Annotated in this window: 24 protein-coding genes and 1 riboswitch; of the genes, 13 read left to right on the plus strand and 11 right to left on the minus strand. The window is 66.3% G+C overall.

Features of this window, described 5'->3' with window-relative positions:
- From AC5JDC_RS23150 to AC5JDC_RS23160, 3 genes are all read left to right on the plus strand, one after another.
- Positions 1 to 1824: a sodium:solute symporter family protein gene (locus tag AC5JDC_RS23150; RefSeq protein WP_495844956.1), complete on the plus strand. Its 1824-nt coding sequence runs from the start codon at positions 1 to 3 to the stop codon at positions 1822 to 1824.
- 110 nt (positions 1825 to 1934) lie between these two features.
- A complete protein-coding gene (locus AC5JDC_RS23155) occupies positions 1935 to 2306 on the plus strand; it encodes a hypothetical protein (protein ID WP_245428276.1) in 372 nt (123 codons plus the stop codon).
- Between the two features lie 201 nt (positions 2307 to 2507).
- Positions 2508 to 3221: a DNA helicase gene (locus AC5JDC_RS23160; protein WP_495844958.1), complete on the plus strand. Its 714-nt coding sequence runs from the start codon at positions 2508 to 2510 to the stop codon at positions 3219 to 3221.
- A gap of 109 nt (positions 3222 to 3330) precedes the next feature.
- On the opposite strand, the gene AC5JDC_RS23165 is transcribed toward AC5JDC_RS23160, so the two are convergent.
- A complete protein-coding gene (locus tag AC5JDC_RS23165; RefSeq protein WP_106770380.1) occupies positions 3331 to 4371 on the minus strand; it encodes a glutamine synthetase beta-grasp domain-containing protein in 1041 nt (346 codons plus the stop codon).
- Between the two features lie 301 nt (positions 4372 to 4672).
- On the opposite strand from AC5JDC_RS23165, the gene AC5JDC_RS23170 reads away from it, so the two are divergent.
- A complete protein-coding gene (locus tag AC5JDC_RS23170) occupies positions 4673 to 4870 on the plus strand; it encodes a DUF2735 domain-containing protein (protein WP_495844960.1) in 198 nt (65 codons plus the stop codon).
- A gap of 120 nt (positions 4871 to 4990) precedes the next feature.
- Here the strand turns inward: AC5JDC_RS23170 and AC5JDC_RS23175 are convergent, their stop codons facing one another.
- The 10 genes from AC5JDC_RS23175 to AC5JDC_RS23220 form a co-directional block, all read right to left on the minus strand.
- Positions 4991 to 5782: an ATP12 family chaperone protein gene (locus tag AC5JDC_RS23175; protein ID WP_495844962.1), complete on the minus strand. Its 792-nt coding sequence runs from the start codon at positions 5780 to 5782 to the stop codon at positions 4991 to 4993.
- Positions 5783 to 5796: 14 nt separating this feature from the next.
- Positions 5797 to 6450, minus strand: a complete 654-nt coding sequence (locus tag AC5JDC_RS23180) for an HAD-IA family hydrolase (RefSeq protein WP_495844964.1) — start codon at positions 6448 to 6450, stop codon at positions 5797 to 5799.
- Positions 6447 to 7361, minus strand: coding sequence for a DMT family transporter (locus AC5JDC_RS23185; RefSeq protein ID WP_495844966.1), 915 nt, complete (start codon positions 7359 to 7361; stop codon positions 6447 to 6449). Before AC5JDC_RS23185 ends, AC5JDC_RS23180 begins: the two co-directional genes overlap by 4 nt.
- The gene (locus AC5JDC_RS23190; protein ID WP_495844968.1) at positions 7358 to 8344 is read right to left on the minus strand and encodes an RluA family pseudouridine synthase; all 987 of its coding nucleotides are present in this window, start codon (positions 8342 to 8344) and stop codon (positions 7358 to 7360) included. Before AC5JDC_RS23190 ends, AC5JDC_RS23185 begins: the two co-directional genes overlap by 4 nt.
- A gap of 36 nt (positions 8345 to 8380) precedes the next feature.
- Complete coding sequence (gene crcB / locus AC5JDC_RS23195) at positions 8381 to 8776, minus strand: fluoride efflux transporter CrcB (RefSeq protein WP_495844970.1); 396 nt, start codon at positions 8774 to 8776, stop codon at positions 8381 to 8383.
- Between the two features lie 10 nt (positions 8777 to 8786).
- The gene (locus tag AC5JDC_RS23200) at positions 8787 to 9635 is read right to left on the minus strand and encodes a protein-L-isoaspartate O-methyltransferase family protein (RefSeq protein ID WP_495844972.1); all 849 of its coding nucleotides are present in this window, start codon (positions 9633 to 9635) and stop codon (positions 8787 to 8789) included.
- 183 nt (positions 9636 to 9818) lie between these two features.
- Positions 9819 to 11192 carry a class II 3-deoxy-7-phosphoheptulonate synthase gene (locus AC5JDC_RS23205; protein WP_495844974.1) on the minus strand — a complete coding sequence of 458 codons (1374 nt, stop codon included), beginning with the start codon at positions 11190 to 11192 and terminating at the stop codon, positions 9819 to 9821.
- Between the two features lie 133 nt (positions 11193 to 11325).
- Positions 11326 to 13338: an acetyl-CoA carboxylase biotin carboxylase subunit gene (locus AC5JDC_RS23210; RefSeq protein ID WP_495844976.1), complete on the minus strand. Its 2013-nt coding sequence runs from the start codon at positions 13336 to 13338 to the stop codon at positions 11326 to 11328.
- Positions 13339 to 13500: 162 nt separating this feature from the next.
- The gene (locus tag AC5JDC_RS23215) at positions 13501 to 14601 is read right to left on the minus strand and encodes a porin (protein ID WP_495844978.1); all 1101 of its coding nucleotides are present in this window, start codon (positions 14599 to 14601) and stop codon (positions 13501 to 13503) included.
- 494 nt (positions 14602 to 15095) lie between these two features.
- A complete protein-coding gene (locus tag AC5JDC_RS23220; RefSeq protein ID WP_495844980.1) occupies positions 15096 to 16265 on the minus strand; it encodes a porin in 1170 nt (389 codons plus the stop codon).
- A 494-nt stretch (positions 16266 to 16759) separates the two neighbouring features.
- Here AC5JDC_RS23220 and AC5JDC_RS23225 point away from each other — a divergent pair, with 494 nt between their 5' ends.
- From AC5JDC_RS23225 to gcvP, 9 genes are all read left to right on the plus strand, one after another.
- Positions 16760 to 17887 (plus strand): S-(hydroxymethyl)glutathione dehydrogenase/class III alcohol dehydrogenase, encoded by a 1128-nt coding sequence (locus AC5JDC_RS23225; RefSeq protein WP_495844982.1) that lies wholly within the window; start codon positions 16760 to 16762, stop codon positions 17885 to 17887.
- A gap of 10 nt (positions 17888 to 17897) precedes the next feature.
- Positions 17898 to 18362, plus strand: coding sequence for a YaiI/YqxD family protein (locus AC5JDC_RS23230; protein ID WP_495844984.1), 465 nt, complete (start codon positions 17898 to 17900; stop codon positions 18360 to 18362).
- The gene (locus AC5JDC_RS23235; protein ID WP_495844986.1) at positions 18359 to 19015 is read left to right on the plus strand and encodes a DUF1345 domain-containing protein; all 657 of its coding nucleotides are present in this window, start codon (positions 18359 to 18361) and stop codon (positions 19013 to 19015) included. The genes AC5JDC_RS23230 and AC5JDC_RS23235 overlap by 4 nt, the downstream gene beginning before the upstream one ends.
- A 116-nt stretch (positions 19016 to 19131) precedes the next feature.
- Positions 19132 to 19995 carry a cytochrome b/b6 domain-containing protein gene (locus AC5JDC_RS23240; RefSeq protein ID WP_495844988.1) on the plus strand — a complete coding sequence of 288 codons (864 nt, stop codon included), beginning with the start codon at positions 19132 to 19134 and terminating at the stop codon, positions 19993 to 19995.
- A gap of 5 nt (positions 19996 to 20000) precedes the next feature.
- Complete coding sequence (locus AC5JDC_RS23245; protein WP_495844989.1) at positions 20001 to 20783, plus strand: molybdopterin-binding protein; 783 nt, start codon at positions 20001 to 20003, stop codon at positions 20781 to 20783.
- Positions 20784 to 20926: 143 nt separating this feature from the next.
- Entirely contained in the window at positions 20927 to 21316 is a 390-nt protein-coding gene (locus AC5JDC_RS23250) for a helix-turn-helix domain-containing protein (RefSeq protein WP_106770395.1), read from the plus strand.
- A 154-nt stretch (positions 21317 to 21470) separates the two neighbouring features.
- Positions 21471 to 21557: riboswitch (glycine riboswitch) on the plus strand.
- Between the two features lie 148 nt (positions 21558 to 21705).
- The gene (gene gcvT / locus AC5JDC_RS23255; RefSeq protein WP_495844992.1) at positions 21706 to 22806 is read left to right on the plus strand and encodes a glycine cleavage system aminomethyltransferase GcvT; all 1101 of its coding nucleotides are present in this window, start codon (positions 21706 to 21708) and stop codon (positions 22804 to 22806) included.
- A 4-nt stretch (positions 22807 to 22810) separates the two neighbouring features.
- On the plus strand, positions 22811 to 23179 hold the full coding sequence (gene gcvH, locus AC5JDC_RS23260; protein ID WP_106770397.1) for a glycine cleavage system protein GcvH: 369 nt from the start codon (positions 22811 to 22813) through the stop codon (positions 23177 to 23179).
- 22 nt (positions 23180 to 23201) lie between these two features.
- On the plus strand, positions 23202 to 26006 hold the full coding sequence (gene gcvP / locus AC5JDC_RS23265) for an aminomethyl-transferring glycine dehydrogenase (RefSeq protein WP_495845064.1): 2805 nt from the start codon (positions 23202 to 23204) through the stop codon (positions 26004 to 26006).
- Positions 26007 to 26302 lie beyond the last annotated feature (296 nt).

A 26302-nucleotide genomic window follows, 5' to 3' on the forward strand; every position in this document is an offset into this window, starting at 1 on the left:
ATGACGACGACAACTCAGGAGGGGCGCAGAGGGCGCTTCCTCGACAATCTGGGCAAGGTCTACGCGCTCTATACGCTGGGCTTTGTCGTTTTCTTCTTCCTCATGGCTCTTCTCGAGAGCATGGGCGCCAGCGCCCAGGTGATCGGCATCGGCTTTCTGCTCTTCACCATCGCCATCTACGCGGTGATCGGCTGGCTGTCGCGAACGGCGGAGGTCGACGCCTATTACGTTGCCGGCCGCGAGGTTCCGGCGCTCTACAACGGCATGGCGACGGCAGCGGACTGGATGTCCGGCGCGTCCTTCGTGGCGATGGCCGGCGGCGTCTATTTCGGCGGCTATCCCTATCTGGGCTACATCATCGGCTGGACGGGCGGCTATGTGCTCGTCAATTCGCTGCTGGCGCCCTACCTCCGCAAGTTCGGCTGCTACACCGTGCCGGACTTCGTCGGCACCCGCTACGGCGGCAACACCGCCCGGCTCTGCGCCGTGATCATTTTGGTGGTGGCGTCCTTCACCTACGTGACGGCGCAGATCAACGCCACCGGAACGATCGCCGCCCAGACGCTCGGCGTGCCCTTCGAGGTCGGCGTCTGGCTCGGACTCATCGGCATCTTCATCTGCTCGATGCTGGGGGGCATGCGGGGCGTCACCTGGACCCAGGTGGCGCAGTACATCGTGCTTATCATCGCCTATCTGGTGCCGATCATCTGGATGTCGAACCGCCAGGGCTTCGGCATCATCCCGCATTTCTCCTACGGGGAAGCCCTCAGCCGCATCGCCGAACTGGAAGTGCAGTACGGGCTCACCCCGGCGGCGCAGGCCATTCCCGGCGTATCGGTGCTGACGACGCCGATGAACGCGCCGGAAGGCAAGGGCTGGGCCATGGTCTCGCTCGCCATCTGCATGATGGCCGGCACGGCTTCGCTTCCGCATATCCTGATGCGGTACTTCACCACCCCATCTGTCCGTTCGGCGCGCCGTTCCGTCGGATGGTCGCTGTTCTTCATCTTCCTGCTCTACTTCTCGGCGCCGGCGCTTGCCACGCTGACGAAGCTGCAACTGCTCGATCCCACTCTGGCGACCTCGGTCATCGGCAAGGCGTTCGCCGACGTGTCGAACCTGGAATGGGTGAAGCATTGGAGTTCGGTCGGCATGCTGGCCGTGCAGGACCAGAACGGCGACGGCATCGTCCAGCTGAACGAGTTCTTCATGCGGCCGGACATCGTCGTGCTGGCTACGCCGGAAATCGCCGGCCTGCCCTACGTCATCTCCGGTCTCGTCGCCGCCGGCGGCCTGGCGGCCGCCATGTCGACGGCGGACGGCCTGCTGCTGGCCATCGCCAACGCGCTCAGCCATGACCTCTACTACAAGATGATAGACCCGCAGGCCGACACGCGGCGGCGCCTCACCGTCGCCCGTATCCTGCTGCTCTTCATCGGAGTGGCGGCGGCACTCATCGCCTCGCTGCAACTGACCGGAATCCTGGGGGCGGTGGCCTGGGCCTTCGACTTCGCCTGTTCCGGCCTGTTCTTCCCGCTGGTGCTGGGCGTCTGGTGGAAGCGCGCGAATGCCCCTGGAGCGATCGCCGGCATGATCGGCGGCTTCGTCGCCGGGTCGCTCTATCTCTACCTGGTCTTCAACAAGATCATCGATCCCTGGATGGGCATCGACGACATCCGCTTCGGTATCATCGGCATGCCGGTCAGCCTGATCTGCATGGTCGTCGTCAGCCTGGCGACGCGCGAGCCGAGCAAGGAGATCCAGGAGATGGTGGACGAGGTCCGCGTGCCGAGCGGAAGGACCATTCTCGCCGCGGGGCACTGATTGCAAAGGCATCACCGGGAAGCGGGCTTTCCGCTTCCCGGGATCATGTTCTAGAAGGACGGCGAAGGGGCAGGATGCTCTCCTGCCCCTTTTCCTTGGGGGGCAAAGGCGTGCAGGGTTCGGAACATCTCATCTTCATGCACCCGCTGTGGGTGATCGTCGTCGACTACGTGCTGGGCCTGGCCATGTGGACGCTGATCGGCCGCACGGCGATGGGCCTGTTCCTGCCGGAGAATTCCAGCTTCTTCTTCATGCGCTTCTTCGTCCAGGCAACCAACCCGCTGCTGGCAGCCTTCCGGCCGATCACGCCAAGCTTCCTGGTCGAGCCGCTGGTGCCGCTCTACGTGGCCTGGTTCTTCTTCATGATACGCTTCTACCTCATGCCATGGCTGCTCGGCTATTCGGTCATGGGCATGCTGTCCTTTCCACTCGAAAGCGACATCGCCATATGGCTCTACCAGACCTTCGGCGCCGGATCCTGAACGGGACGGGGCGCCCGGAGGACCGGCCGTGTCCGGCCTGCCGAATCGCGCTATGATCCGATTCTGGCGCAGCCCACGCCTCCCCCCTCCGCCGGGAAAGCACAGTTCATGCGGGGCCATTTCCGTCGCCGAACCGACTGTTCGGGCAGCCGCATAAGGAGGGATTGCGAAAATTTGCCCGCAATAGGAGGTTCTTTTTCGATGAAGCTTTCCGGTCCCGTCTACCAGCTCAAGCGAAAATCGAAGCGCCTGGCGCGCGACGAAAACATTCCGCTCCACCAGGCTCTCGACCGCACCGCCAGAACCGAAGGTTTCGACGCCTGGAGCCTGCTCGTGGCGAAAATGGCCGCGGCTTCGCCGGCGGGGAAACTTTTCGGCGGCCTGGCGCCGGGCGATCTCGTGCTGCTCGCAGCGCGGCCGCGACACGGCAAGACCCTGATGGGCCTGGAATTGGCTGTGGAAGCCATGAGATCGGGCCATCGAAGCGTGTTCTTCAGCCTCGAATACACCGAGAAGGACGTCCAGGGCTGCTTCCGCGCGATCGGGGTTGAATGGCCGCGGTTCGACGGCCTGTTCACTTTCGACGGCTCCGACGCCATCAGCGCGGACCATATGATCGGAAGGCTCGGAACGGCGCCGCGCGGCACGCTGGCGGTCGTGGACTACCTGCAGCTGCTCGATCAGAGGCGCGAAAACCCGGACCTGGCCGTTCAGGTTCGCGCGCTCAAGGCCTTTGCCCGGGACAAGGGACTGATCATCGTCTTCATCTCGCAGATCGACCGGTCGTACGACCCGGCCAGCAGGCCGTTGCCGGATCTTCGGGATGTCCGGCTGCCGAACCCGCTGGACCTGAAACTGTTCGACAAGGCCTGCTTCCTGAACGATGGCGAATTCCGCTTTCAGGCGGTGAACTGACGCTTTCCTCATCGAAATCGCCGCGACGCGCCGGGACATTGCCGACCGGACGGCAAAAAGCCCCGGCGGTTTCCCGCCGGGGCTTTTGGGTGTCCTGAAGGACGATGGTTTACGCCGCTGCCTTCTTGGCGGCGTCGGTCGGAACCTCGGCGATCGTCTTCAGCACCTGGCTGGCGATCTGGTAGGGGTCGCCCTGCGAGTTCGGGCGGCGATCCTCGAGGTAACCCTTGTAGTCGTTCTTGACGAAGGAGTGCGGGACGCGGATCGAGGCGCCGCGGTCGGCCACGCCGTAGGAGAACTTGTTCCACGGTGCGGTCTCGTGCTTGCCGGTCAGGCGCTTGTCGTTGTCCGGGCCGTAGACGGCGATGTGATCCAGCAGGTTCTTGTCGAAGGCTGCCATGAGCGCCTCGAAATAGGCCTTGCCGCCGACTTCGCGCATATAGGCGGTCGAGAAGTTGCAGTGCATGCCCGAGCCGTTCCAGTCGGTGTCGCCGAGCGGCTTGCAGTGGAACTCGATGTCGATGCCGTGCTTCTCGCACAGGCGCAGCAGCAGGTAGCGCGCCATCCAGATCTGGTCGGCGGCCCTCTTCGAGCCCTTTCCGAAAATCTGGAACTCCCACTGGCCCTTGGCGACCTCTGCGTTGATGCCCTCGTGGTTGATGCCGGCGGCGAGGCAGAGGTCGAGATGCTCCTCGACGAGCTGGCGGGCGACGTCGCCGACGTTCTTGTAGCCGACGCCGGTGTAGTACGGGCCCTGCGGGGCGGGATAGCCCTGCTCGGGGAAGCCGAGCGGACGGCCGTCCTTGTAGAAGAAGTACTCCTGCTCGAAGCCGAACCATGCGTCCTCGTCGTCGAGGATGGTGGCCCGGCTGTTGGAGGCGTGCGGGGTGACGCCATCCGGCATCATGACCTCGCACATGACCAGCACGCCGTTGGTGCGGGCCGGATCGGGATAAAGCGCGACAGGCTTCAGCACGCAGTCGGAGCTGTGGCCTTCCGCCTGCATGGTCGAGGAGCCGTCGAAGCCCCACAGCGGCAGCTGCTCGAGCGTCGGGAACTCCGCGAACTCCTTGATCTGGGTCTTGCCACGCAGATTGGGAACAGGGGTGTAGCCGTCCAGCCAGATGTACTCGAGCTTGTACTTCGTCATTCTAACCTCTCTAGTTCAGCGGAACGCAAGGCGCTCCCGATGCGTTCTCGACCACCAGCGGCCGATCTGCCGGAAGACAGAAAGCAAGGCGCGTGCCACGTCCGGCGTGATCGCTTTGCAAACCCGGGCAAGGCCGAATTGCCGCAGCACAGCAATGCCGGACGATCGAGCAAAGGCCGCAGAAAGCCTAAAAAATAGTCAATTCTGATAATGATTTAGGCATATTGCCTAAACGACTCGCAGAACCTACATTGCTGGACAGGCGACTCCTTACCGGTCCACAGGAAAGGGAACCCCGGTCATGAATGCGAGCCCTGAACGACAGACAGCCAAGATCTTGCCGTTTCCGATGCGTGGACGCGCATCTGCTGCAATTTTGAGCAACAAGGACAAATTTGCGGCAGAGCTTGCCTCCCTGCGCACGCTCGACGTCGCCGGCGAAACCGCCTGGTATCACGAGGCGGCCATAGACGAAACCGCCCGCGACCGCAGGCACTGAGCTCCGGCTCCAGAGCGGAATGCGATCGAAATTCCGCTCTATCTCCCTGCTTGAAGCAAGATCTCCATCCGAAAAGTCTGCGACTTCTCGAAATTTATGTTCCGGATGCTCAGGCTTTGATCAGCCGTCCAGCGCCGCGATCAGCGTCGCCGCCGCCAGCATGTCGCGCTTGCGGTGCGCCCGCCGGGCCATGGCCTCCGCGTCCTGGCCCCAGTGCTCCGCCTGCCAGTCCTCATCGACATGGGCGGCCGTCCAGGCCGTCTCGACATCGCGCTCGCCCGCCTCGACGGCGAGCGCCAGCAGCGCCGACCCGGTGAGCGAGGTCATCAGGTGCAAGGCCGCCAGCCGGAACGGCTCCGCCCGCTGCCTCAGATGGATCGCCAGCACGGCAATCGCCTCGCGCGGCTGCTCGACATGCATGACCCCTTCCGCCAGGTTCAGGCGCGCGCCGAGCGCATCGCGCGCCCAGTCGAGCACGCCGTCCCAGGCCTCGTTCTGCCGCGTCGCCAATGCTTCCGGAGCATCGGCGCGGTAGCACAGCAGGTCGGAGGAGGCGAAGCGCAGGATGTCCTCAAGTACGGCATCGGCTTCGTGCGCCACGCCGTCGATGGCCGTATTGGCGAGCCGCATCACCGGCATGGTCACCGGGTCGATGGTCTCGCCCTGGGCATCGAACTCGTCGGCGACCAGTCGTGCGGCCCGTTCGCTCGGCAGTTCGAGCAGGGTGCGGGCCGGCGTGCGCGCCGGCTTGCCGTCGAGCTTGACCACATGCCCCCTCTCGCCGGGTTCCACGGAAACCGCCTTGTAGAAGCGCTTCGGCAGCGGCGTCCTCATCTGGATCTGCGCCCGGCGGACGGGGTCGGGATCGGAGAGATGCCGGCCGGCATCGAGGTCGTTGAGAAGATCGCGCATGAGCCAAATCCTGTTCAGGCAAGCAGCGGCATCAGCTCGGCCGGGCTTGCCAGCACGCATTCGGCGCCGGCCGCGAAAAGCGCCGGCGCGTCATGGTAGCCCCAGGCCACGCCGATCGCGCGGGCGCCCGCCGCGCGGGCCATCTGCATGTCATAGATGGCGTCGCCGACCACGAAGGTCGAGTCCGGATCGACGCCGGCGAAGGCGCAGCACTCCAGCACCATCGCCGGATGCGGTTTTGACGGGCAGTCGTCGGCGGTGCGCACCACCAGGAAGGTTTCGGCGAAGCCGTGGGTGGCGAATACCGCCTGCACGCCGCGCCGCGACTTGCCGGTCACCATGCCGACCAGCAAGTCGTCGCGGCCGGCGAGGTCGGCAAGCAGCGCCGCGACGCCGGGATAGAGCGGCTCGTGGAATCCGGCCTCGCCGCGCATGGCGGAAAAATGATGTTTGTAGCGCTCGACGAGCACGTCGGTCGCCGGATCGGGTTCGCGGCCGATCATGCGGGCGATCGCCAGATGCAGGCTGAGGCCGATCACGCTCTTGGTCGAGGCGAGCTCGGGCAGCGCAAGGCCGGCTTCGACAAAGGTGCGCTCCATGCAGCCATGGATGATTGCCGCACTGTCGACGAGCGTGCCGTCGCAATCGAAGAGCACGAGCCTGGTCATTGCCGCCCCCGCGCCGGCCGGTTGACGATGACGAGGCCGGCGGCGATCAGCCCGAGTGCCAGGAAGATGCGGACCGACAGCGGCTCGCCCAGAAGCAGGCCGCCAAGCAGCACGGCGAATACCGGCGTCAGGAAGGCGAAGCTGGAAAGGCCGGCGGCCGGATAGCGCCGCATCACCCAGAACCAGACGACATAGGTGAAGGCGACGACGAAGATCGCCTGGAACAGCAGCGCGCCGGTGGCGAGCGCGGAAAGGTCGCGCGTGAATGGCCCGGCCAAGACCAGCAGGGGCGCGATGAGCACGGCCGAAACGGCCAGCTGGTAGAGCAGCAGCTTTTCGGCGCCGGCATGCGCGAGCCTGGTCGACTTGATGACGAGGGTCGTGGCGGCCCACAGGATCCCGGCGCCCAAGCCCATGACGTCGCCCCACAGCGCGTGCGGCCCGGTCAGGCTGAGCTTGTCGGAAAACACCAGCACGACGCCGGCAAAGGCCAGCAGCAGGCCGAGCCATTTCCGCACCGACATGTGCTCGCCGAGCAGGAAATGCGCGCCGAGCAGCACCCAGAACGGCATGGTGTTGACCATCAGCGTGTTGCGCGCGACGCTGGTGAAATCCAGGCTGTGGAAGATCAGCAGGAATTCGCCGCCGAACAGCATGCCGGCAACGATGCCCGGCAGCAGCGTGCCGTCGCGCTGGAAGAGCGCAATGCCGCGCCAGCGGCACCAGCCGAACACCAGCACGCCGGCGATCGCCGAGCGCAGCACCGTGACCAGCACGGGGTTGTAGCCGACATTGGCCAGTTTCGCGGCGACGCTGTTCAGCCCCCAGGAAAAGGTCAGGCCGATCATGATGACCACGGCCGCCGTGTCGATGGCGTCGCGACGCTCCAGCGCCGGAGCGGCCACGGTCACGCCTCCTCCCCCGCGCTCGCCTCGTCAAAGCCGAGCAGGCCCCAGCTCTGCCGCATGTGCGGCGGCAGCGGCGCGGTCACGTCGATCTTTCCGCCGCCCGGATGCGGGATGACGATGCGGCGGGCGTGCAGGTGCAGGCGGTTCTGGATGCCGCCCGGAAAGTCCCAGTTGGTGTCGGCCTCGAAATATTTGGGATCGCCGATGATCGGATGGCCGATATGGGCGGCGTGCACGCGCAGCTGGTGCGTGCGCCCGGTATGCGGCTCCATCTCCAGCCAGGCCAGGGTCTGGCCGGCCTGCTCGACGACGCGGTAGTAGGAGACGGCGTGGTCGGCGCCGTCCTCGCCGTGCCGGGCCACGCGCATGCGGTCGCCGTCCGGCGTCTGCTCCCTGACGATCCAGGTCGAGATCTTGTCCTCGCGATTCTTCGGCACGCCCTTCACCAGCGCCCAGTAGGTCTTCTGGGCGTCGCGGCCGCGAAACGCTTCCGCCAGCTTCATGGCCGCCAGCCTGGTGCGGGCGACGACCAGCGCGCCGGACGTGTCGCGGTCGAGCCTGTGCACCAGCCGCGGCTTCTCGCCCTTCTTGTTGCGCAAGGCCTCGAGCATGGAATCGACGCTGCGGGTGACGCCCGAGCCGCCCTGCACGGCAAGCCCGGACGGCTTGTCGAAGACGAACACTTTCTCGTCCTCGTAGAGGGTCATGCGGGCGAGCGCCTCGGCGTCGTCGATGCCGCGCAGGCCGCGCTGCGTCAGCGGCGCGCCGCCCTTGCGGTCGACGGCGAGCGGCGGCACGCGCACCGTCTGGCCGGGCTCGACGCGGGTGTCAGACTTGGCGCGGGCCCCGTCGACGCGCACCTGGCCCGAGCGCAGCAGTTTCTGCAGGTGGCCGAAACCGAGCCCGGGAAAATGCGCCTTGAACCAGCGGTCGAGCCGCATGCCCGCCTCGCCCGCCTCGACCTTGATCTGTTCCACGCCTGCCATGCCGGCCACCGTTCCTTGCGAACGGGCGCCATAGCATCATGCGATGCTTCTTGCGAGCCACAGGCCGAGAAACACGCTGGCCAGCGACCCGATGACGCTCGCCAGCACGTAGCCGACCGCGGCCGCGGCCGCACCGCGCTCCCACAGCACGGCGAAATCCAGCGAGAAGGCGGAGAAGGTGGTGAAGCCGCCGAGGATGCCGGTGGCGATGAACAGGCGCAGTTCGTTAGAGGCGTTGAAGCGGCGCGCCAGCACCTCGATGAGCACGCCCATGGCGAAGCAGCCGACCACATTGACCGCAAGCGTGCCCCAAGGAAAGCCGATGCCGAACAGCTTTGCGGAAACGATGTTGACGACATGCCGCGCCGAGGCGCCGATGGAGCCGCCGATCGCGACAAGGAGAATGTCCAGGGGAACAAGGCTCGGGGTCATGGCGCTGCGATCAGGCGGGAGGCTGCGAGGAAAACCATAGGCCGTGATAGACGGCGACGGCGCTGTCGTCCGGCTCGCGCTCCCCATCCAGCACGATCGCCCGCGTCTTCCAGGCCGACCTGTAGCCGGGCCGGCGGATGGTGCGGGCATCCTCCGAGGCGCCGACGCAGGGAATGAACCAGGCGCGCGACAGCGGCTGCGCGGAAAAACCCGCCGCCAGGCGGGTAACCAGCATGGCGATGCCGATGTCGCGGGCGGGGCGCCAGGGAAAGACGAGCCGTCCACCGGGTTTCAGCGCCTGCAGCCAGGAGGCCGGCGGCGCCACCACGCCGGCATTCACATAGATGACGTCGGCTGCCGGTAGCCTGGCCGCGACCGCGTCGGCATTCACCACCGTCACATTGTCGAAAGGCTCGAGATTGCGGGCCGCGGCAGCGGCCAGCCACACATCGATCTCATAAGCCGTAACGGAGCCGCCATCGAGGACCAGCATCGACAGGATCGCGGTGTAATATCCCATGCCGGTGCCGATATGAACGACGTGCTCGCCCGGCTGCGGCGCCACCGCGCCGATCCATCCGGCGTGCAGGAACGGCTCGCCATTGTTGATGCCTTTTCGGGCGTCGAGCACGATCAGCGAATTCTGGTAGAGATAGGACGGATCGGAGCCGGGGGTCTCGACGATGTGGTCGTTGATCAGGACGTGCCAGGGCGGCGGCGGCAGGAAGGCCTCGCGCGGCACCATGGCGAACACGCGCTCCAGCCGCGGATCGGCGGAACGGCTGGCGGCCGCCATCTGCTTGGCGTAGAAGCCGCGTGCTTCCTCCAGCGATTTTCCGGTGCCTCTCACCCGTTCCACGCTCCAGGGCCGGCGACTTCGTCCGCGCCGGCATGCCGGCAACGCAACGAACGGCCGCTGCCGGCCAATCGCGGCGCGAACCGCCGTCAATCGTCTCCCGCTCTTGTAGAACAAGCCGACGATCGGTTCCATGCCGAAGACGTGGAGAGATTGGACCGGGCGGCGTGCCGCCCGTTCCTGGCGTCAGCCGTTGACGACCTTGCGCTCGGTCTCGCCGGCGCTCTTCTTGAGCAGTTCGGAGACGAGGAAGGCCAGCTCGATCGCCTGGTCGGCGTTGAGGCGCGGATCGCAATGCGTGTGGTAGCGGTCCTGCAGGTCCTCGGCCGTGATGGCGCGGGCGCCGCCGGTGCATTCGGTGACGTTCTTGCCGGTCATCTCGACATGGATGCCGCCGGGATGCGTGCCCTCGGCGCGGTGCACGTCGAAGAAGGTCTGCACCTCCTTGAGGATGCGGTCGAACGGCCGGGTCTTGTAGCCGGCGGCGGTGATGGTGTTGCCGTGCATGGGGTCGGACGACCACACCACACTGCGCCCTTCCCGCTTCACGGCGCGCAGCAGCTTCGGCAGGTGCTCGCCCACCTTGTCGGCGCCGAAGCGGGCGATCAGTGTCAGCCGGCCCGGCTCGTTCTCCGGGTTGAGCAGGTCGATGAGTTGCAGCAGCCCGTCCGGGGTCAAAGACGGCCCGCATTTCAGCCCGAGCGGGTTCTTCACGCCGCGGCAGTACTCGATATGGGCATGGTCCGGCTGGCGGGTGCGGTCGCCGATCCAGATCATGTGGCCGGAGGTGGCGTACCAGTCGCCCGAGGTCGAATCGACGCGCGTCAGCGCCTCCTCGTAGCCGAGCAGCAGCGCCTCGTGGCTGGTGTAGAAGTCGGTCTCGCGCAGCGCGAAATTCGTCTCCGAGGTGATGCCGACCGCCCGCATGAAATCCATGGTCTCGGTGATGCGGTTGGCCAGCGCCTCGTAGCGCTCGCCCTGCGGACTGTCGGAGACGAAGCCGAGCATCCAGCGGTGCACGTTCTCCAGGCTGGCATAGCCGCCCTGGGCGAAGGCGCGCAGCAGGTTCAGCGTCGCCGCCGACTGGCGGTAGGCCATCTCCTGGCGCGCCGGATCGGGCAGGCGCGACTTCTCGTCGAAGCCGGTGCCGTTGATGATGTCGCCGCGGTAGCTGGGCAGCGTGATCCCGCCGATCGTCTCGTTGTCGGAGGAGCGCGGCTTGGCGAACTGGCCGGCGATGCGGCCGATCTTCACCACCGGCTGGGCGCCGGCGAAGGTGAGCACCACCGCCATCTGCAGGAACACGCGGAAGAAGTCGCGGATGTTGTCCGCGCCATGCTCGGCGAAGCTTTCGGCGCAGTCGCCGCCCTGGAGGAGGAATGCGTCACCGGCAGCGACGGTCGCAAGCTGCTTCTTCAGCTTGCGCGCCTCGCCTGCAAAAACCAGCGGCGGAAAGGTGGCGAGACGGGCCTCGGTCTCGGCGAGCGCCGCGGCGTCCGGAAAGGCCGGCACCTGGCTGATGGGCTTGCCGCGCCAGGAGTTCGGGGACCATTTCGTCATCGTCGCACCCAATCGTCGCGCACAGGGCGGGAATGCCCGGCGCTCCCGCCTTGTCGGGAAGGCGGCTCTATACAGGAATGATGCCGGCTATTCTAGACCGCAGTTGGCCGCGGCGCGAGCCTGCCGATGCCGCTCACGCGAACTCCATGATCACCGCGTCGACGGCAAGGCTGTCGCCCGGCCTGGCGTTGATCTTCGAGACGGTAACATCGCGCTCGGCGCGCAGCACGTTCTCCATCTTCATCGCCTCGACCACGGCCAGCGTCTCGCCGGCCTTGACCTCCTGGCCCTCGCCGACGGCGAGCGACACGACCAGCCCGGGCATCGGGCAGAGCAGGAATTTCGAGGTGTCCGGCGGCAGTTTCACCGGCATCAGCCGCTCGAGCTCGGCCGTGCGCGGCAGCATCACCCTTGCGGCGACCGACATGCCCTGCCAGGCGATGCGCACGCCGTTGTCGACCGGGCGGAGCTGCGCGGCAACCGCGCGGCCGCCGACAGTGCCGCGCCAGACCGGCTCGCCGGGCCGCCAGTCCGACGCCACCGTCATCGGCTTGCCCTCCGCGACCGCCACGTCGAGCTCCATCGGCACGGACACCATGCCTTCGCCCAGATGCACCGGCAGATAGTCGGCGCCCAGCTTCACCACCCAGTCCGGCTTCAGCGCACCGGAATGCGGCGCGAGCCGGCCGCCAAGCCTGTCTAGGCGGTCGCGGCGCAGCAGTTCCACTGCGGTCGCGATCGCTGCGAGCACCGCCTTCTCCTCCGCGCTCGGCGACACCGGAGCAAAGCCGTCCGGATATTCCTCCGCGATGAAGCCGGTGGACAGCCGCCCTTCCCGCCAGCGCAGATGGCGCATCAGCGCGGCCAGGAACGGGATGTTGTGCTCGATGCCGTCGACGACGAACTCGTCCAGCGCCGCCGACATGGCATCGATCGCGGCCAAGCGATCCGGCGCCCAGGTGCACAGTTTTGCGATCATCGGATCGTAGAACATCGAGATCTCGGAGCCTTCCGTGACCCCGGTGTCGTTGCGCACGACGATGTCGCCGGTCCGGCCTTCCGCCGGCGGCCGGTAGCGCGTAAGCCGACCGATCGAGGGAAGAAAATTGCGATAGGGGTCCTCGGCATAGAGCCTGCTCTCCACCGCCCAGCCCCTCAGCTTCACGTCCTGCTGGCGGATCGAAAGCTTCTCTCCGGCGGCGACGCGGATCATCTGCTCGACCAGGTCGATGCCGGTGACGAGTTCGGTCACCGGATGCTCGACCTGCAGGCGCGTGTTCATCTCGAGGAAGAAGAAATTCTTGTCGCGGTCGACGATGAACTCGACCGTGCCGGCGCTCTGGTATTCGACGGCCTTCGCCAGCGCCACCGCCTGCTCGCCCATCGCCTTGCGCGTCTTCTCGTCGAGGAAGGGCGACGGCGCCTCCTCCACGACCTTCTGGTTGCGCCGCTGGATCGAGCATTCGCGCTCGCCGAGATAGATGGCGTTGCCGTGGCCGTCTGCCAGTACCTGGATCTCGACGTGACGGGGCTCGACGACGAATTTCTCGATGAAGACCCGGTCGTCGCCGAAGGAGCTCTTCGCCTCAGAGCGGGCGCGCTCGAAACCGTCGCGCACCTCGTCCTTCGACCAGGCAATGCGCATGCCCTTGCCGCCGCCGCCGGCCGACGCCTTGATCATCACGGGATAGCCGATCTCGCCGGCGATCTTTTCGGCGTGGTCTGCATCCTCGATGATGCCGAGGAATCCGGGGACCGTGGAGACCTTCGCCGCGTTGGCGAATTTCTTCGATTCGATCTTGTCGCCCATCGCCTCGATGGCTTTTGGCTTCGGACCTATGAAGACGATGCCCTGCGTCTCGAGCGCGGCGCAGAAGGAGGCGCGTTCCGACAAGAAGCCGTAGCCGGGATGCACGGCCTCTGCCCCCGTGGCCTTGCACGCTTCAACGATATTGCCCGCGAGCAGATAGCTCTGCGCCGCCGGCGCCGGGCCGATGTGCACGGCCTCGTCGGCCATCTCGACATGCAGCGCGTCGCGATCGGCATCCGAATAGACGGCGACCGTGGCGATGCCCATCCTTTTCGCCGTCCTGATGACCCGGCAGGCGATCTCGCCGCGGTTGGCGATCAGGATCTTCTTGAACAAAGGCGGCTTCTCCCCGGCGGCTTTCCATCCTTCTTATGGGTATGGCGCAACCGGCTCAAGCGCCTTGTTTTTGCGCCCTCTTGCCCGCGGTCCGGCACACACCAGGCGACAGTGACCCGGCGATTTCTCGCCGGGTCGTTTCGTGCAGCCGCCGCCGGGAGATCAGAAGTTGCGCTGGAAGCGCAGGTGCGCGCCCCACGCGTCGGCGTCGTCCAGGTCGAAATTGTCCCTGTAGATGATCTCGGGCGTCACGGCCAAACCGGGGACCAGTTCGTAGCGGACGTTCGCCGCCACCGAGAGGTTCTCGAAGTCGTCATAGCCGACTTCGGCGTTGAAGGTCGCCTTGTCGGTGAACTTGACCGCCGTGCCGCCCCAGATGGCCCATTTGCCGCCCCAGGGGGCGTAGAAATTGCGGCCGCCCTCGTCGGCCGAGTCCCAGGCGCCCATCACGAAGACCGAGGCGGTCTCGGTGATGGTGAGGTCGAGGCGACCCTTGACCGCCACCGCGTCCTCCCAGCTGTCGTAGCCGGCGACGACGCCGATCTTGCCCCAGCCCTGCTTCAGCGACACGCCGCCGACGACATAGGGTGCGTAGTCTTCCGTGATGCCGCCGCCGACTCCGCCTTCGTCGCCCTGCTCGAGGGCGATGCCGGCCGAGAAGCCATTGGCACCCGTGTAGGTGTAGGCGATCTGCAACGTCTGCAACGGACCATAGGGGACCAGGCCGTCGTTCAGCACGCCCGACGCGTAGTCCGTGAACGTCGAGAAGTAGGAGTCCGTCTTGCCGACGCGGAAGCCGCCGAGCTCGATATAGGCATGCTCGATGGCAAAGAAGTCGTTGTTGTCGTAGGAGGTGCTGGTGATCGCCTCGCCGGTGTCGGGATCGAAACCGACGACCGTGGTCGTATAAAGCGCCTGATAGTTGAAGTTGATCTGCGCGTAGGACCGCAGCGTGCCGAGCTCGGTTTCCGTCCGGGCATCGACGCGCAGCTGGAAGCGGGCGCGGTTGTTGTAGGTCTCCTCGCCGGCATTCGAGATGAACTCGAACGCGTCGCCGCCGCGGATGTCGACACGAATATAGCCGCTGACCTTCAGGCAGGTCTCGGTGCCGGGCATGTAGAAGAAGCCGGTGCCGTACACGTCGCAGACGCGCACATATTCCATCGGCTCCGGCTCGGCGACGACCACGGCATCGGCCGCGCGGGCACCGGAGACCGCGACAAGGGCCGCGGCCGAGCCCAAGAGTAGACTCTTAGCATTCATTCCCATCTCCATTGAAAAACAAGTAAAATCAGGGCGAGCAATATCGACGCGGCACAGCGCCGCCCCGCGCCGTTCCGCCGTTCAAGCCGGAATGATTTCCCCCTCCGCCTCCTCCCTGAGGCCACCTCTGTCGCGGCATCAAATATCGGACAGTGCTATGGCCCTCTCCTCGCCATGCCCGATTCTTAAGTAAGCTAAAAATAATAAAGCTTACCTTCATCTACATAGGTTATATGGGCAGGTCAATAATGTGCCCCGCCCCCAGCATGCGCCCGCTCCCGTTCGAGCGCCAAGCCGCGCGGAGCAGCATGATTGTCGATGAAGAAGACCAGCCGGGGTGCGGTGATAAGCCCCCGCAAGGGGGGACCCCAGCAAGGCGACGCCGGCACCGTCGCGAGATGGCGAGGCCCGTCCCGAGGCAGCCAACGCAAAAAAGGGAGCCCGGCGATCACCCGCCGGGCTCCCTCATACAACCTCAAGAAGTCGTGGATGGATCAGAACGTGCGCTGGAAGCGGACGTTCACGCCCCATTTGTCGGAATCGTCAGGAGCGTCGTCACGGAAATTGTCCACGTAGACGATTTCCGGCGTGATCTGGAAACCCGGCACCAGTTCGTAGCGGACGTTGGCCGCGACCGAGAAGTTCTCGAAGTCGTCATAGCCGACTTCGGCGTTGAAGGTCGTCTTTTCGTTGAACTTGACCTGCGTGCCGCCCCAGATGGCCCAGTCGCCACCCCAAGGAGCGTAGAAGTTGCTTCCATTGTCAACGATGACGCCAGCGCCGTTGACGGATATCTCGTCGCCAGCGGAATCCCATGCGCCCATCACGAAGACCGATGCGGTCTCGGTGATGTTGACATCCAGGCGGCCCTTGACGGCAACTTCGTCTTCCCAGCTGTCATAGCCGGCGACCACGCCGATCTTGCCCCAGCCCTGCTTCAGCGAGACGCCGCCGACCACATACGGCGCGTAGTCTTCGGTGATGCCGGCGCCGACGCCCGGCGCTGCCGGAAAGCCAGGCAGCGTGTAGTTGACGGCCTCGTCCTCGTCCCCCTGCTCGAGAGCGATACCGGCGGAGAACCCGTTCGCGCCGGTGTAGGTGTAAGCCATCTGCAACGTATCGAAGGGACCGTAGGGCACGATGCCGTCGTTCATCACGCCCGACGAATAGTCGGTGAACGTCGAGAAGTAGGAGTCCGTCTTGCCGATGCGGAAGCCGCCCAGCTCGATATAGGCGTGCTCGATGTCGAGGTAGTCTTCGTTGTCGTAATCCGAGAGCCGACGGCCGTCACCATCGAACCTGGCCGAACCGCTGGCCTGGTACTGGAAGTTGATCGCCGCATAGGAGCGCAGGGTGCCGAGCTCGGTCTCGGTGCGGGCATCGGTACGCAGCTGGAAGCGGACGCGATTGCGGTAGGTTTCCTCGCCGGCATTGCTGACGCGGGCAAAATAGTCGCCGCCGCGAATATCGACGCGGAGATAACCGCTGATCTTCAGGCAGGTCTCGGTGCCGGGCATGTAGAAGAAGCCGGAGCCGTACACGTCGCAGATGCGCACATATTCCATGGGCTCGGGCTCGGCGACGACGACCGCGTCGGCGGCGCGCGCGCCCGAGGTCACGGCAAGCGCCGCGACAGAGCCGATAAGCAGGCTCTTGATGTTCATTTCGTTTCTCCAGTGGATATCGTTAATGAAAGGGCCGGACGTGAAGCCCGCGGGATGGCGCCCCCTGCCGGTCCCGTGACTGAAAAATGATGCGGTAGACCCCACCCCTTTTCGCCGGCGACGCTAGCCGCGACCGACTGCGCCGATGTGACAGATTGCTGAAATCCGACCGCAGCCGCACAGCCGACGAGCCCGTGCGGCAGGATTGCAACACTCCGTTAGGCGGCCGTTTGCCGGGTAAAAAAAAGGCGGATATGCCAACGTCTTGGCCGGAACTCCTGCAAATCGTGCCAAGCGCCTGACCAAGCCGCTGTACGGCGTTCGCGGCCCGGACGGATCGTGTCGATCGAGCGAGGCCCATCCCGCAATGGGGCTGTCGGCGAGCGGTCGGGACCCCGGATTCGCGCTGCTGCGCGACATGGACCGCCGTCGGCGCTTGAACAGTCCGAGAAATCCTGACACCAAGGGCCGAAATCGAAATCGGAGGTTCCGCCATGAAAACCCGCGCCGCCGTCGCCGTTGCCGCCGGAAAGCCCCTGGAGATCATGGAGGTGGACCTCGAAGGGCCGCGCGAGGGCGAGGTGCTGGTCGAGGTGAAGGCGACCGGCATCTGTCACACCGACGAGTTCACGCTGTCGGGCGCCGATCCGGAAGGCATCTTCCCGGCGATTCTCGGCCATGAAGGCGCCGGCGTCGTGGTCGACGTCGGCAAGGGCGTGACCAGCCTCAGGAAGGGCGATCACGTCATCCCGCTCTACACGCCGGAATGCCGGCAGTGCCCGTCCTGCCTGTCGCGCAAGACCAATCTGTGCACGGCCATCCGCGCCACCCAGGGCCAGGGCCTGATGCCGGACGGCAGCTCGCGTTTCTCGCTGAACGGCGAGAAGGTTTTCCACTACATGGGCTGCTCGACCTTCTCCAATTTCACCGTGCTGCCGGAGATCGCGCTGGCCAAGGTCAATCCGGACGCCCCCTTCGACAAGATCTGCTACATCGGCTGCGGCGTGACCACCGGCATCGGCGCCGTCATCAACACCGCCCAGGTGGAGGCCGGCGCCACGGCGATCGTCTTCGGGCTCGGCGGCATCGGCCTCAACGTCATCCAGGGCTTGAGGCTGGTCGGCGCCGACATGATCATCGGCGTCGACCTGAACAACGACAAGAAGGCATGGGGCGAGCGCTTCGGCATGACCCATTTCGTCAACCCGAAGGAGGTCGACGGCGACATCGTTCCCTACCTGGTCAACCTGACCAAGCGCGGCGCCGACCAGATCGGCGGCGCCGACTACACCTTCGACTGCACCGGCAATGTCAAGGTGATGCGCCAGGCGCTTGAAGCGGCGCATCGCGGCTGGGGCCAGTCGATCGTCATCGGCGTGGCCGGCGCCGGCCAGGAGATTTCGACGCGGCCGTTCCAGCTCGTCACCGGGCGCGTCTGGAAGGGTGCGGCCTTCGGCGGCGCGCGCGGCCGCACCGACGTGCCGAAGATCGTCGACTGGTACATGGCCGGCAAGATCGAGATCGACCCGATGATCACCCACACGCTGGCGCTTGACGAGATCAACAAGGGTTTCGATCTCATGCATGCCGGCGAGAGCATCCGCAGCGTGGTCGTCTACTGAGGTCCAACCCATGCAGGCGCCGCAGATCTATGTCGACGCCGACGCCTGCCCGGTGAAGGAGGAAGTGGTGAAGGTGGCGGAGCGCTTCGGCCTCGTCGTCACCTTCGTCTCCAACGGCGGCCTGCGCCCGTCGCGCGATCCCATGATACGCAATGTGGTCGTGTCGAAATCGGCGGATGCGGCGGACGACTGGATCGTCGACAACGCCAAGGCCAACGACATCGTGGTGACCGCCGACATCCCGCTCGCGGCACGCGCCGTTGGCGGCGGCGCGCATGTGCTCGGGCCGACCGGAAAGCCGTTCACCCCCGACAACATCGGCATGGCGGTCGCCATGCGCGACCTGAAGCAGCATCTGCGCGAGACCGGAGAGAGCAAGGGTTTCAACGCCGGCTTCTCCCGGCAGGACCGTTCGCGCTTCCTCAGCGCCCTGGACGAGCAATGCCGCCGGGCCGTCGCCGCGGCGCAGACATGACATTCCTGCTGAAGAAACACATGGGGTTCTATCTGGCGGCGGCCGCAGCCGTCGCCGCCGGCGGGGTCGCACTCCGGTTCGCGCCGATGCTTGCCGTGACGATCGCCGCCAATGCGTTCTTCCTCACCTACCTGGCGGCAACGCTCGCCGGCCTGCCGCGCCTCACCCCGAGCTACCTGCGCCGCCACGCCGCCAGCGACGACATTCCGGTCTCGATCATCTTCCTCATCACGCTGGGCGCGGTTGCGGTCGCGGTGGCGTCGCTGTTCCTCACCATCAATGCCCGCAGCGCGCCGGACCCGCTGCTCTATGCGCTGTCGCTTTCGGCGGTGCCGCTGGGCTGGCTGGCCATCCACATGATGGCGGCCGTTCACTACGCGCATCTCTACTGGCAGCCCGATGGGGAAGACGAGGCCACCGGGCCGCGAGCCAGGCGCGGCCTCGACTTTCCCGGCACGAAGGAGCCTGGCGGCAGCGACTTCGTCTACTTCTCCTACGTGATCGGCATGACGGCGCAGACCTCCGACGTCGCCGTCACCACTTCGGCGATGCGGCGCATCAACATCCTCCATGCGATCGTCTCGTTCTTCTTCAACACCGTGCTGGTGGCGGCCGCCGTGAACCTTGCCGTGTCGCTCGCGCCCAGCCCATAGCTTGTTGCCGAACGCACCCCGCGGGGATGCGAGCGGCGTTCGTTGAAACCGAAGCAATCACCCCTTCGTATCTCTGAATGAAGGGCGCCCACGGCGCGCCCGCAGGGGCCGGTCGCATGAAATCGGATACCGCCGAAGGACGCCCGGCGAGGGGCATCAAAGGACCGCTCGTCTATCGCCAGGCCCTGTCGACACGGCTGACGCACTGGGCCTGGGCGATCAGCTTGTTCTTCCTGCTGCTATCGGGCCTGCAGATATTCAACGCCCATCCGGTACTCTATGTCGGCGATCAGTCGGGCGTCGCCTTCGACAACCGGGTTCTGGCGATCCTCGACGAGGACACCGGCGCCGGCCGGCGCGGCGTGACCGAAATTCTTGGCGCGCGATTCGACACCACCGGCCTGCTCGGGCTTTCGCAACGCGACGGACGCGACGCCGCACGCGCCTTCCCGGCCTGGGCGACCATCCCGTCCGGGCAGGATCTGGCGACCGGACGCGTGGTGCATTTCCTCTTCGCGTGGGTTCTCGTCGCCAGCTTGCTCCTGTGGCTGATCGGCAGCCTGCTCAACGGCCATCTCGTCCGCGACCTGCTGCCGCGTCGGGCCGATCTGGCGGGGCTTCCGCGCGATGTCGCGAACCATATCCGTCTGCGCTTCCACCACGGCCGCGCCTACAACCCGCTGCAAAAGCTCGCCTATGCCGGCGTTCTGCTCGTGCTGCTGCCGCTGATGATCGCCACCGGGCTCGCCATGTCGCCATCCGCCAACGCGCTGATGCCGTGGCTGCCAGACCTGCTCGGCGGCAGGCAGACGGCCCGCACCATCCATTTCCTGGCGATGGTGCTGCTGGTCGGCTTCTTCATGATCCACATGGCCATGATTCTGGCCGCCGGCCCGCTCAACGAGCTGCGCTCGATCGTCACCGGCTGGTACCGTGCCGATCCACCAGCCCGGACCGCATCGCCGACAGAGCCGAGGTGACGACGATGACGCGCTTCAGCATCGGCCGGCGAAAATTCCTGACCGGTTCCGGCCTTGCCGCGTCGAGCCTGCTGCTTCCGGGCTGCGACGTATTCGACGCGCCCGACAGCCGTCTCCGCGAAGTGATGGCGGGCGCCAACGCCCTCACCTACCGCGTCCAAAGGCTGCTCGGCGGGGGCCATACGCTGGCGCAGGAGTTTTCCGAGGCCGACATCCGCCAGCCGCAGAAGCCGAACGGCGTGAGCGCGCCCGACGATGCCGTCTACAAGGAGCTGCTGTCGCGCGACTTCGCCGACTGGCGGCTTGACATCGCCGGCACGGTCGAAAAGCCGCTGTCGCTGACGCGCGAACAGTTGCTGGCCATGCCGTCGCGCACGCAGATCACCCGGCACGACTGCGTCGAGGGCTGGAGCTGCATTGCCAAATGGACGGGCGTGCCGCTGTCGCTCGTGCTCGACGAGGCGCGGGTGCGGCCGACGGCGCGCTTCGCCGTGTTTTACTGCCTGGACACGATCGAGCGCGGCCTGTCGGGCGAGATCAGATATTACGGCTCGATCGACCTCGTCGACGCCTACCACCCGCAGACCATCCTCGCCTACGGGCTGAACGGCCGGCCGCTGCCGGTTGAGAACGGCGCGCCCCTGCGCGTACGGGTCGAGCGCCAGCTCGGCTACAAGATGCCGAAATACATCCATCGCATCGAGCTGGTCGACAGCTTCGCCGCGATCGGTTTCGGCAAGGGCGGCTATTGGGAGGACCGCGGCTACGACTGGTTCGGCGGCATCTGAGGTACTTTTTCGGGCCTGTTTACAGCAGGTTACGCGAAATTCCCGATCAAGCGGTTGTGCATGCCGGCATGGTCCGACATGTTTGAAGCACACCGTCGTCGCTTCGCACGACACTCCCCACGATCAGCAAGGAGGTGCACCGGGTGCCGGACAGCACGAGCATTTTCGACGAAACTCCCGACTTCGACACCATTGGCGGGCGGCTCTCGCGGGCCCGCGAAACGACCGGCCTCAGCGTCAAGGAACTGGCCTGGCGGCTCGGCGTGAAGATGGCCACCGTGAAAGCCTGGGAGAGCGACCGCTCGCAACCCGACGCCAGGCGGCTGACCATGCTCTCCGGCCTGCTCAACGTCAGCCTGTCATGGGTACTGCACGGCATCGGAACCTCGCCCGACGAACCCGATCCCTCCGAACTCGCCGTTGCCGTGAGCGCGCAACTCGACCGACTGAAGCTGCTGCATGTGGAAACCGGACACCTGATCACGCGGCTCGAAGGCGACCTCGCCCGGTTGCGGCAACCCGCATTCGACTGATCCATTCGGACGGCGGCGCCGGCCTTCCGGGCCTCGCCGTCATCCCGGGGGCGACATCCGCGTTCCCATCGCGACATATTGCAGTGCAATAGCGACGTGACAAAAGCGCTGGGCTGGGCTACACACGAGTCGTCCGAGGTTCCGAAAGGAGCTTCACCGGTTTGCGGGAGAGAGCAGCGACGCTGCCGCCGAAGGGGAAATCCGCCCGAAATCTCTCAGGCAAAAGAACCGCCGCCGGGTAGACACTCTGGAAAGTCGGGGCCGAAAACCCCGCGCCGAAGGTGTAAGCGTCGCCGACAGAGTTCCGGCTGCGCGAGTCTCTCAGGCTTCAGACAGAGGGGCACGATAGGACCGTTTCGACGGTCGGACGCGTGCGCTCTGGAGAAGCAATGACTGACGTCGGCCAGAAGAAACTTCCGCTCGAAGACCTCCATCAGGCAGCCGGCGCGCGCTTCGGCGCCTTTGCCGGCTGGTCGATGCCGCTGACCTATCCGCCCGGCGTGATGAAGGAGCATCTTCACACGCGCGAACATGCCGGGCTGTTCGACATCTCGCACATGAAGCTGATTGCCGTCTCCGGCCCCGGCGCGGCGACCCTGCTGTCGAAGGCCTGCCCCCTCGACGCGGAGGCGCTGAGCGAAGGGCTGTCGAAATACACCTTCCTGCTCACCGAGACCGCCGGCATCATCGACGACCTGATCGTCACCCGGCTCGGCCCCACCCGCTTCATGGTCGTCGCCAATGCCGGCAATGCGGAGAAGGACGGCGCGCATCTCGAGGCGCTCGCCGCCGGACTCGACTGCACGGTGGAACCGCTGGAGCGCGTCTTCCTGGCGATCCAGGGACCGGAGGCCGAGGCCGCTTTGACCGGGGCCGGCATCGATACCGGCTTGCTCACCTTCATGACCGGCCTCGAGCCGAAGCCGGGCTGGTTCATGAGCCGCTCCGGCTACACCGGCGAGGACGGCTTCGAGATCGGCCTGCCGGAAGCCGACGCGCGCGATCTCGTTGCCAAGCTCTTCGCCGACGGACGCGTCATGTGGATCGGGCTAGCCGCCCGCGACAGCCTGCGCCTGGAGGCCGGACTCTGCCTGCACGGCCAGGACATTTCGGAGGACACCGACCCGGTGGCGGCCGGGCTGCTGTGGGCGATCCCCAAGCCGCTGCGCACGCAGGGCACCTTCGTCGGCGCCGACGCGCTGCACAAGACGATCGCGCTGGGCGCGGCGGAAAAGCGCGTCGGGCTGAAGCCGGACGGCCGCCAGCCGGTGCGCGCCGGCGCCGAACTGACCGACGAGACCGGCCAGGCGGTCGGCCGCGTCACCTCCGGCGGCTTCGGCCCGTCGGCCGGCCATCCCGTCGCCATCGGCTACGTGGCGGCGCCGCTTGCCGCGCCGGGCACGCGCGTCTTCGCCGAGGTGCGCGGCACCAAGATCCCCGTCGACGTCCACACTCTTCCCTTCACGCCCCATCGCTACCGCAAAGGATGAGCCCATGCCCCAGATCTACTACACGGAAGACCACGAATGGATCCGCGTCGAGGGCGACACGGCGACCGTGGGCATCACTGACTACGCGCAGGAACAGCTCGGCGACCTGGTCTTCGTCGAGCTGCCGGAAGTCGGCCGCGCCTTGAAGAAGGGCGACACGGCGGTGGTGGTCGAATCGGTCAAGGCAGCGTCCGACGTGTACGCGCCGGCCGACGGCGAGATTCTGGAGGCCAATGCATCGCTCTCGTCCGAGCCGGCGCTGGTCAACTCCTCGGCCACGGGCGATGGCTGGCTGTGGAAGATGAAGCTTTCCGACAAGAGCCAGCTGGACGGCCTGATGGACCTTGCCGCCTACGAAAAACACACCGGCTGAACGCAGGATGGCCGCCATGACCATGAAGAATGCCTTCGCCCCCCGCCATATCGGCCCCGGCGTCGCCGACACCCGCGCCATGCTTGCCGCGATCGGTGTGCCGTCGCTCGAAACCCTGATCTCGCAGGCCGTCCCTAAGCGGATCCGGCTGGAGCGTCCGCTCGACCTGCCGGCACCGGCCAGCGAAGCCGAGGCGCTGGCCGAGCTTGCGCAAAAAATGTCGGCCAATGTCGTGCTGAAGAGCTTTGTCGGCCTCGGCTATCACGGCACGCATGTGCCGCCGGTGATCCTGCGCAACCTGTTCGAAAATCCCGCCTGGTACACGGCCTACACCCCCTACCAGGCCGAGATCAGCCAGGGCCGGCTGGAGATGCTGTTCAATTTCCAGACGCTGGTGGCGGAGCTGACCGGCCTGCCGGTCGCCTCCGCCTCGCTGCTCGACGAGGCGACCGCGCTGGCCGAAGCCGTAGGCATCGCCTTCCGCCATCACAAGGAGAAGCGCGGCCGCATCGCCTTCGCCGGCGAGCCGCACCCGCAGACGCGGGCGGTGGTCGAGACGCGCGCCGAGCCGCTCGGCATCGAGGTCGACGGCGACGTGGTCGACGAAAACACCGCGGCGTTGGTCGTCGCCTGGCCGGACACATATGGGGTCTTCGGCGACCATGCCGCCAAGATCGCCGAAGCCAAGGCGGCCGGCGCGATCGTCATCTTCGTCGCCGACCCGCTGGCGCTCACCGTCATGCAGACGCCGGCCAGCCTCGGGGCCGACATCGCCGTCGGCTCCATGCAGCGCTTCGGCGTGCCGATCGGCTTCGGCGGCCCGCACGCCGCCTATTGCGCCGTCTCCGACAGGCTGACCCGTCTGATGCCCGGCCGCCTGGTCGGCCAGTCCGTCGACACGAAAGGCCGGCCCGGCTACCGGCTGGCGCTGCAGACGCGCGAGCAGCACATCCGCCGCGACAAGGCGACCTCCAACATCTGCACGGCCCAGGCCCTGCTCGCCAACATGGCGACCGCCTACGCCATCTGGCACGGCCCGGACGGCTTGCAGGCGATCGCCGCGCATGCGCACGACCTCGCGGCGCGGCTCGCCGCCGGCCTGAAGGCCGAGGGCGTGACCGTGCTTGGCGACAGGCGTTTCGACGCCGTCACCGTCGAGGTGCCCGGCCGGGCCAATGCCATTGCGAAGGAAGCCGAGAAGGACGGACGCCTGCTCAGGGCCATCGACGGCGACCGGCTCGGCATCAGCTTCGACGAGACCTCGACCGAGGCCGACCTCCAGGCGATTGCCGCCCTGTTCGGCGCGGACGTTCCGGAGAAGGCCGGGCGCCTGCTGCCGGGCAAGGCCCGCGAGATCAACGGCTTCCTGTCGCAGCCGGTGTTCCACGAGAACCGCTCGGAAACCGAGATGATGCGGTTCCTGCGCAAGCTCGCCGACAAGGATCTGGCGCTCGACCGCACCATGATCCCGCTCGGCTCCTGCACCATGAAGCTCAATGCCGCCGCCGAGATGATCCCGGTGAGCTGGCCGAGCGTGGCCAATCTCCACCCGTTCGCGCCGAAGGAGCACGCCAAGGGCTACAGGTCGATGACCGACGATCTCGAGCGCTGGCTTGCCGAGATCACCGGCTTCGCCGGGGTGTCGCTGCAGCCCAATGCCGGCAGCCAGGGCGAATATGCCGGGCTGCTCGCCATCCGCCGCTACCATGCGGCGCGCGGCGAGCCGCACCGCACCGTCTGCCTGATCCCCTCCTCCGCCCACGGCACCAATCCGGCCAGCGCGGCGATGGCCGGCATGGACGTGGTGGTGGTGCGCTGCACCGACAGCGGCGACATCGACATGGACGACATGCACTCCAAGGTCGCCCAGCATGCCGACAAGCTCGCCGCGCTGATGATCACCTATCCGTCGACGCATGGCGTCTTCGAGGAGGGCGTCAAGGATCTCTGCCAGCTCATCCATGACCATGGCGGGCAGGTCTATCTCGACGGCGCCAACCTCAACGCGCTGGTCGGGCTGGCGCGGCCCGGCGACATCGGCGGCGACGTCTGCCACATGAACCTGCACAAGACCTTCTGCATCCCGCATGGCGGCGGCGGGCCCGGCGTCGGCCCGATCGGCGTGGCGGAGCACCTGGCGCCGTTCCTGCCCGGTCACGTCCACGAGGGCTCCAGCCATCCGGTCTCGGCCGCGCCCTTCGGCAGCGCCTCGATCCTGCCGATCACCTGGATGTATATCCGCATGATGGGCGCGGCCGGCCTGAAGCAGGCGACCGAACAGGCGATTCTCGCCGCCAACTACGTAGCCACCCGCCTGAAGGACCACTATCCGCTGCTCTACAAGGGTCGCGGCGACCGCGTGGCGCACGAGTGCATCCTCGACACGCGCGTGCTCAAGGAGAGCGCCGGCGTCACCGTGGAAGACGTCGCCAAGCGGCTGATCGACTACGGTTTTCACGCACCGACCATGTCCTGGCCGGTTGCGGGGACGCTGATGGTCGAGCCGACCGAGTCCGAGCCCAAGCGCGAGCTCGACCGCTTCTGCGCGGCGATGATCTCCATTGCCAGGGAAGCCGCGAAGGTGGCGTCGGGCGAATGGCCGAAGGACGACAACCCGCTCGCCAACGCGCCGCACACCGCAACCGAGACGCTGGCCGGCGACTGGCGCCATCCCTATTCGCGGATGGAGGCCGCCTACCCCGCCGGCGATCCGGACACGACGGCGAAGTATTGGCCGCCGGTGTCGCGCATCGACAACGTCGCCGGCGACCGCAACCTCGTCTGCTCCTGCCCGCCGGTGGAGGCTTATCTCGGGGCGGCGGAGTAGCAGCGGAGCAGAGCGGGTGTAAATTTAACGCCCGCCGGCAGGTCGAAAATTCGCCCCGCGTGATCGATGCTCGAGGCGGAACCGCAGGGGACAGTTTACTTTCTTTCGGCAGAAAGCCGCAGCGGTTCAGAAGTCGCGCGGGCCGAAAAAAGTAAACTGTCCCCGGCACTTGCCCTGTTTTTTCCAAGCTGTGGAATGCGGCGGACGTCGCGCGCGGGCCAAATTCTATCCCCTCCCTTTCCATCTCCTCATACTTGCGCCCGAAAGCCCTCCCTGCGGGAATCTGGTGCGCACCG

This window comes from Kumtagia sp. (assembly GCF_059502445.1).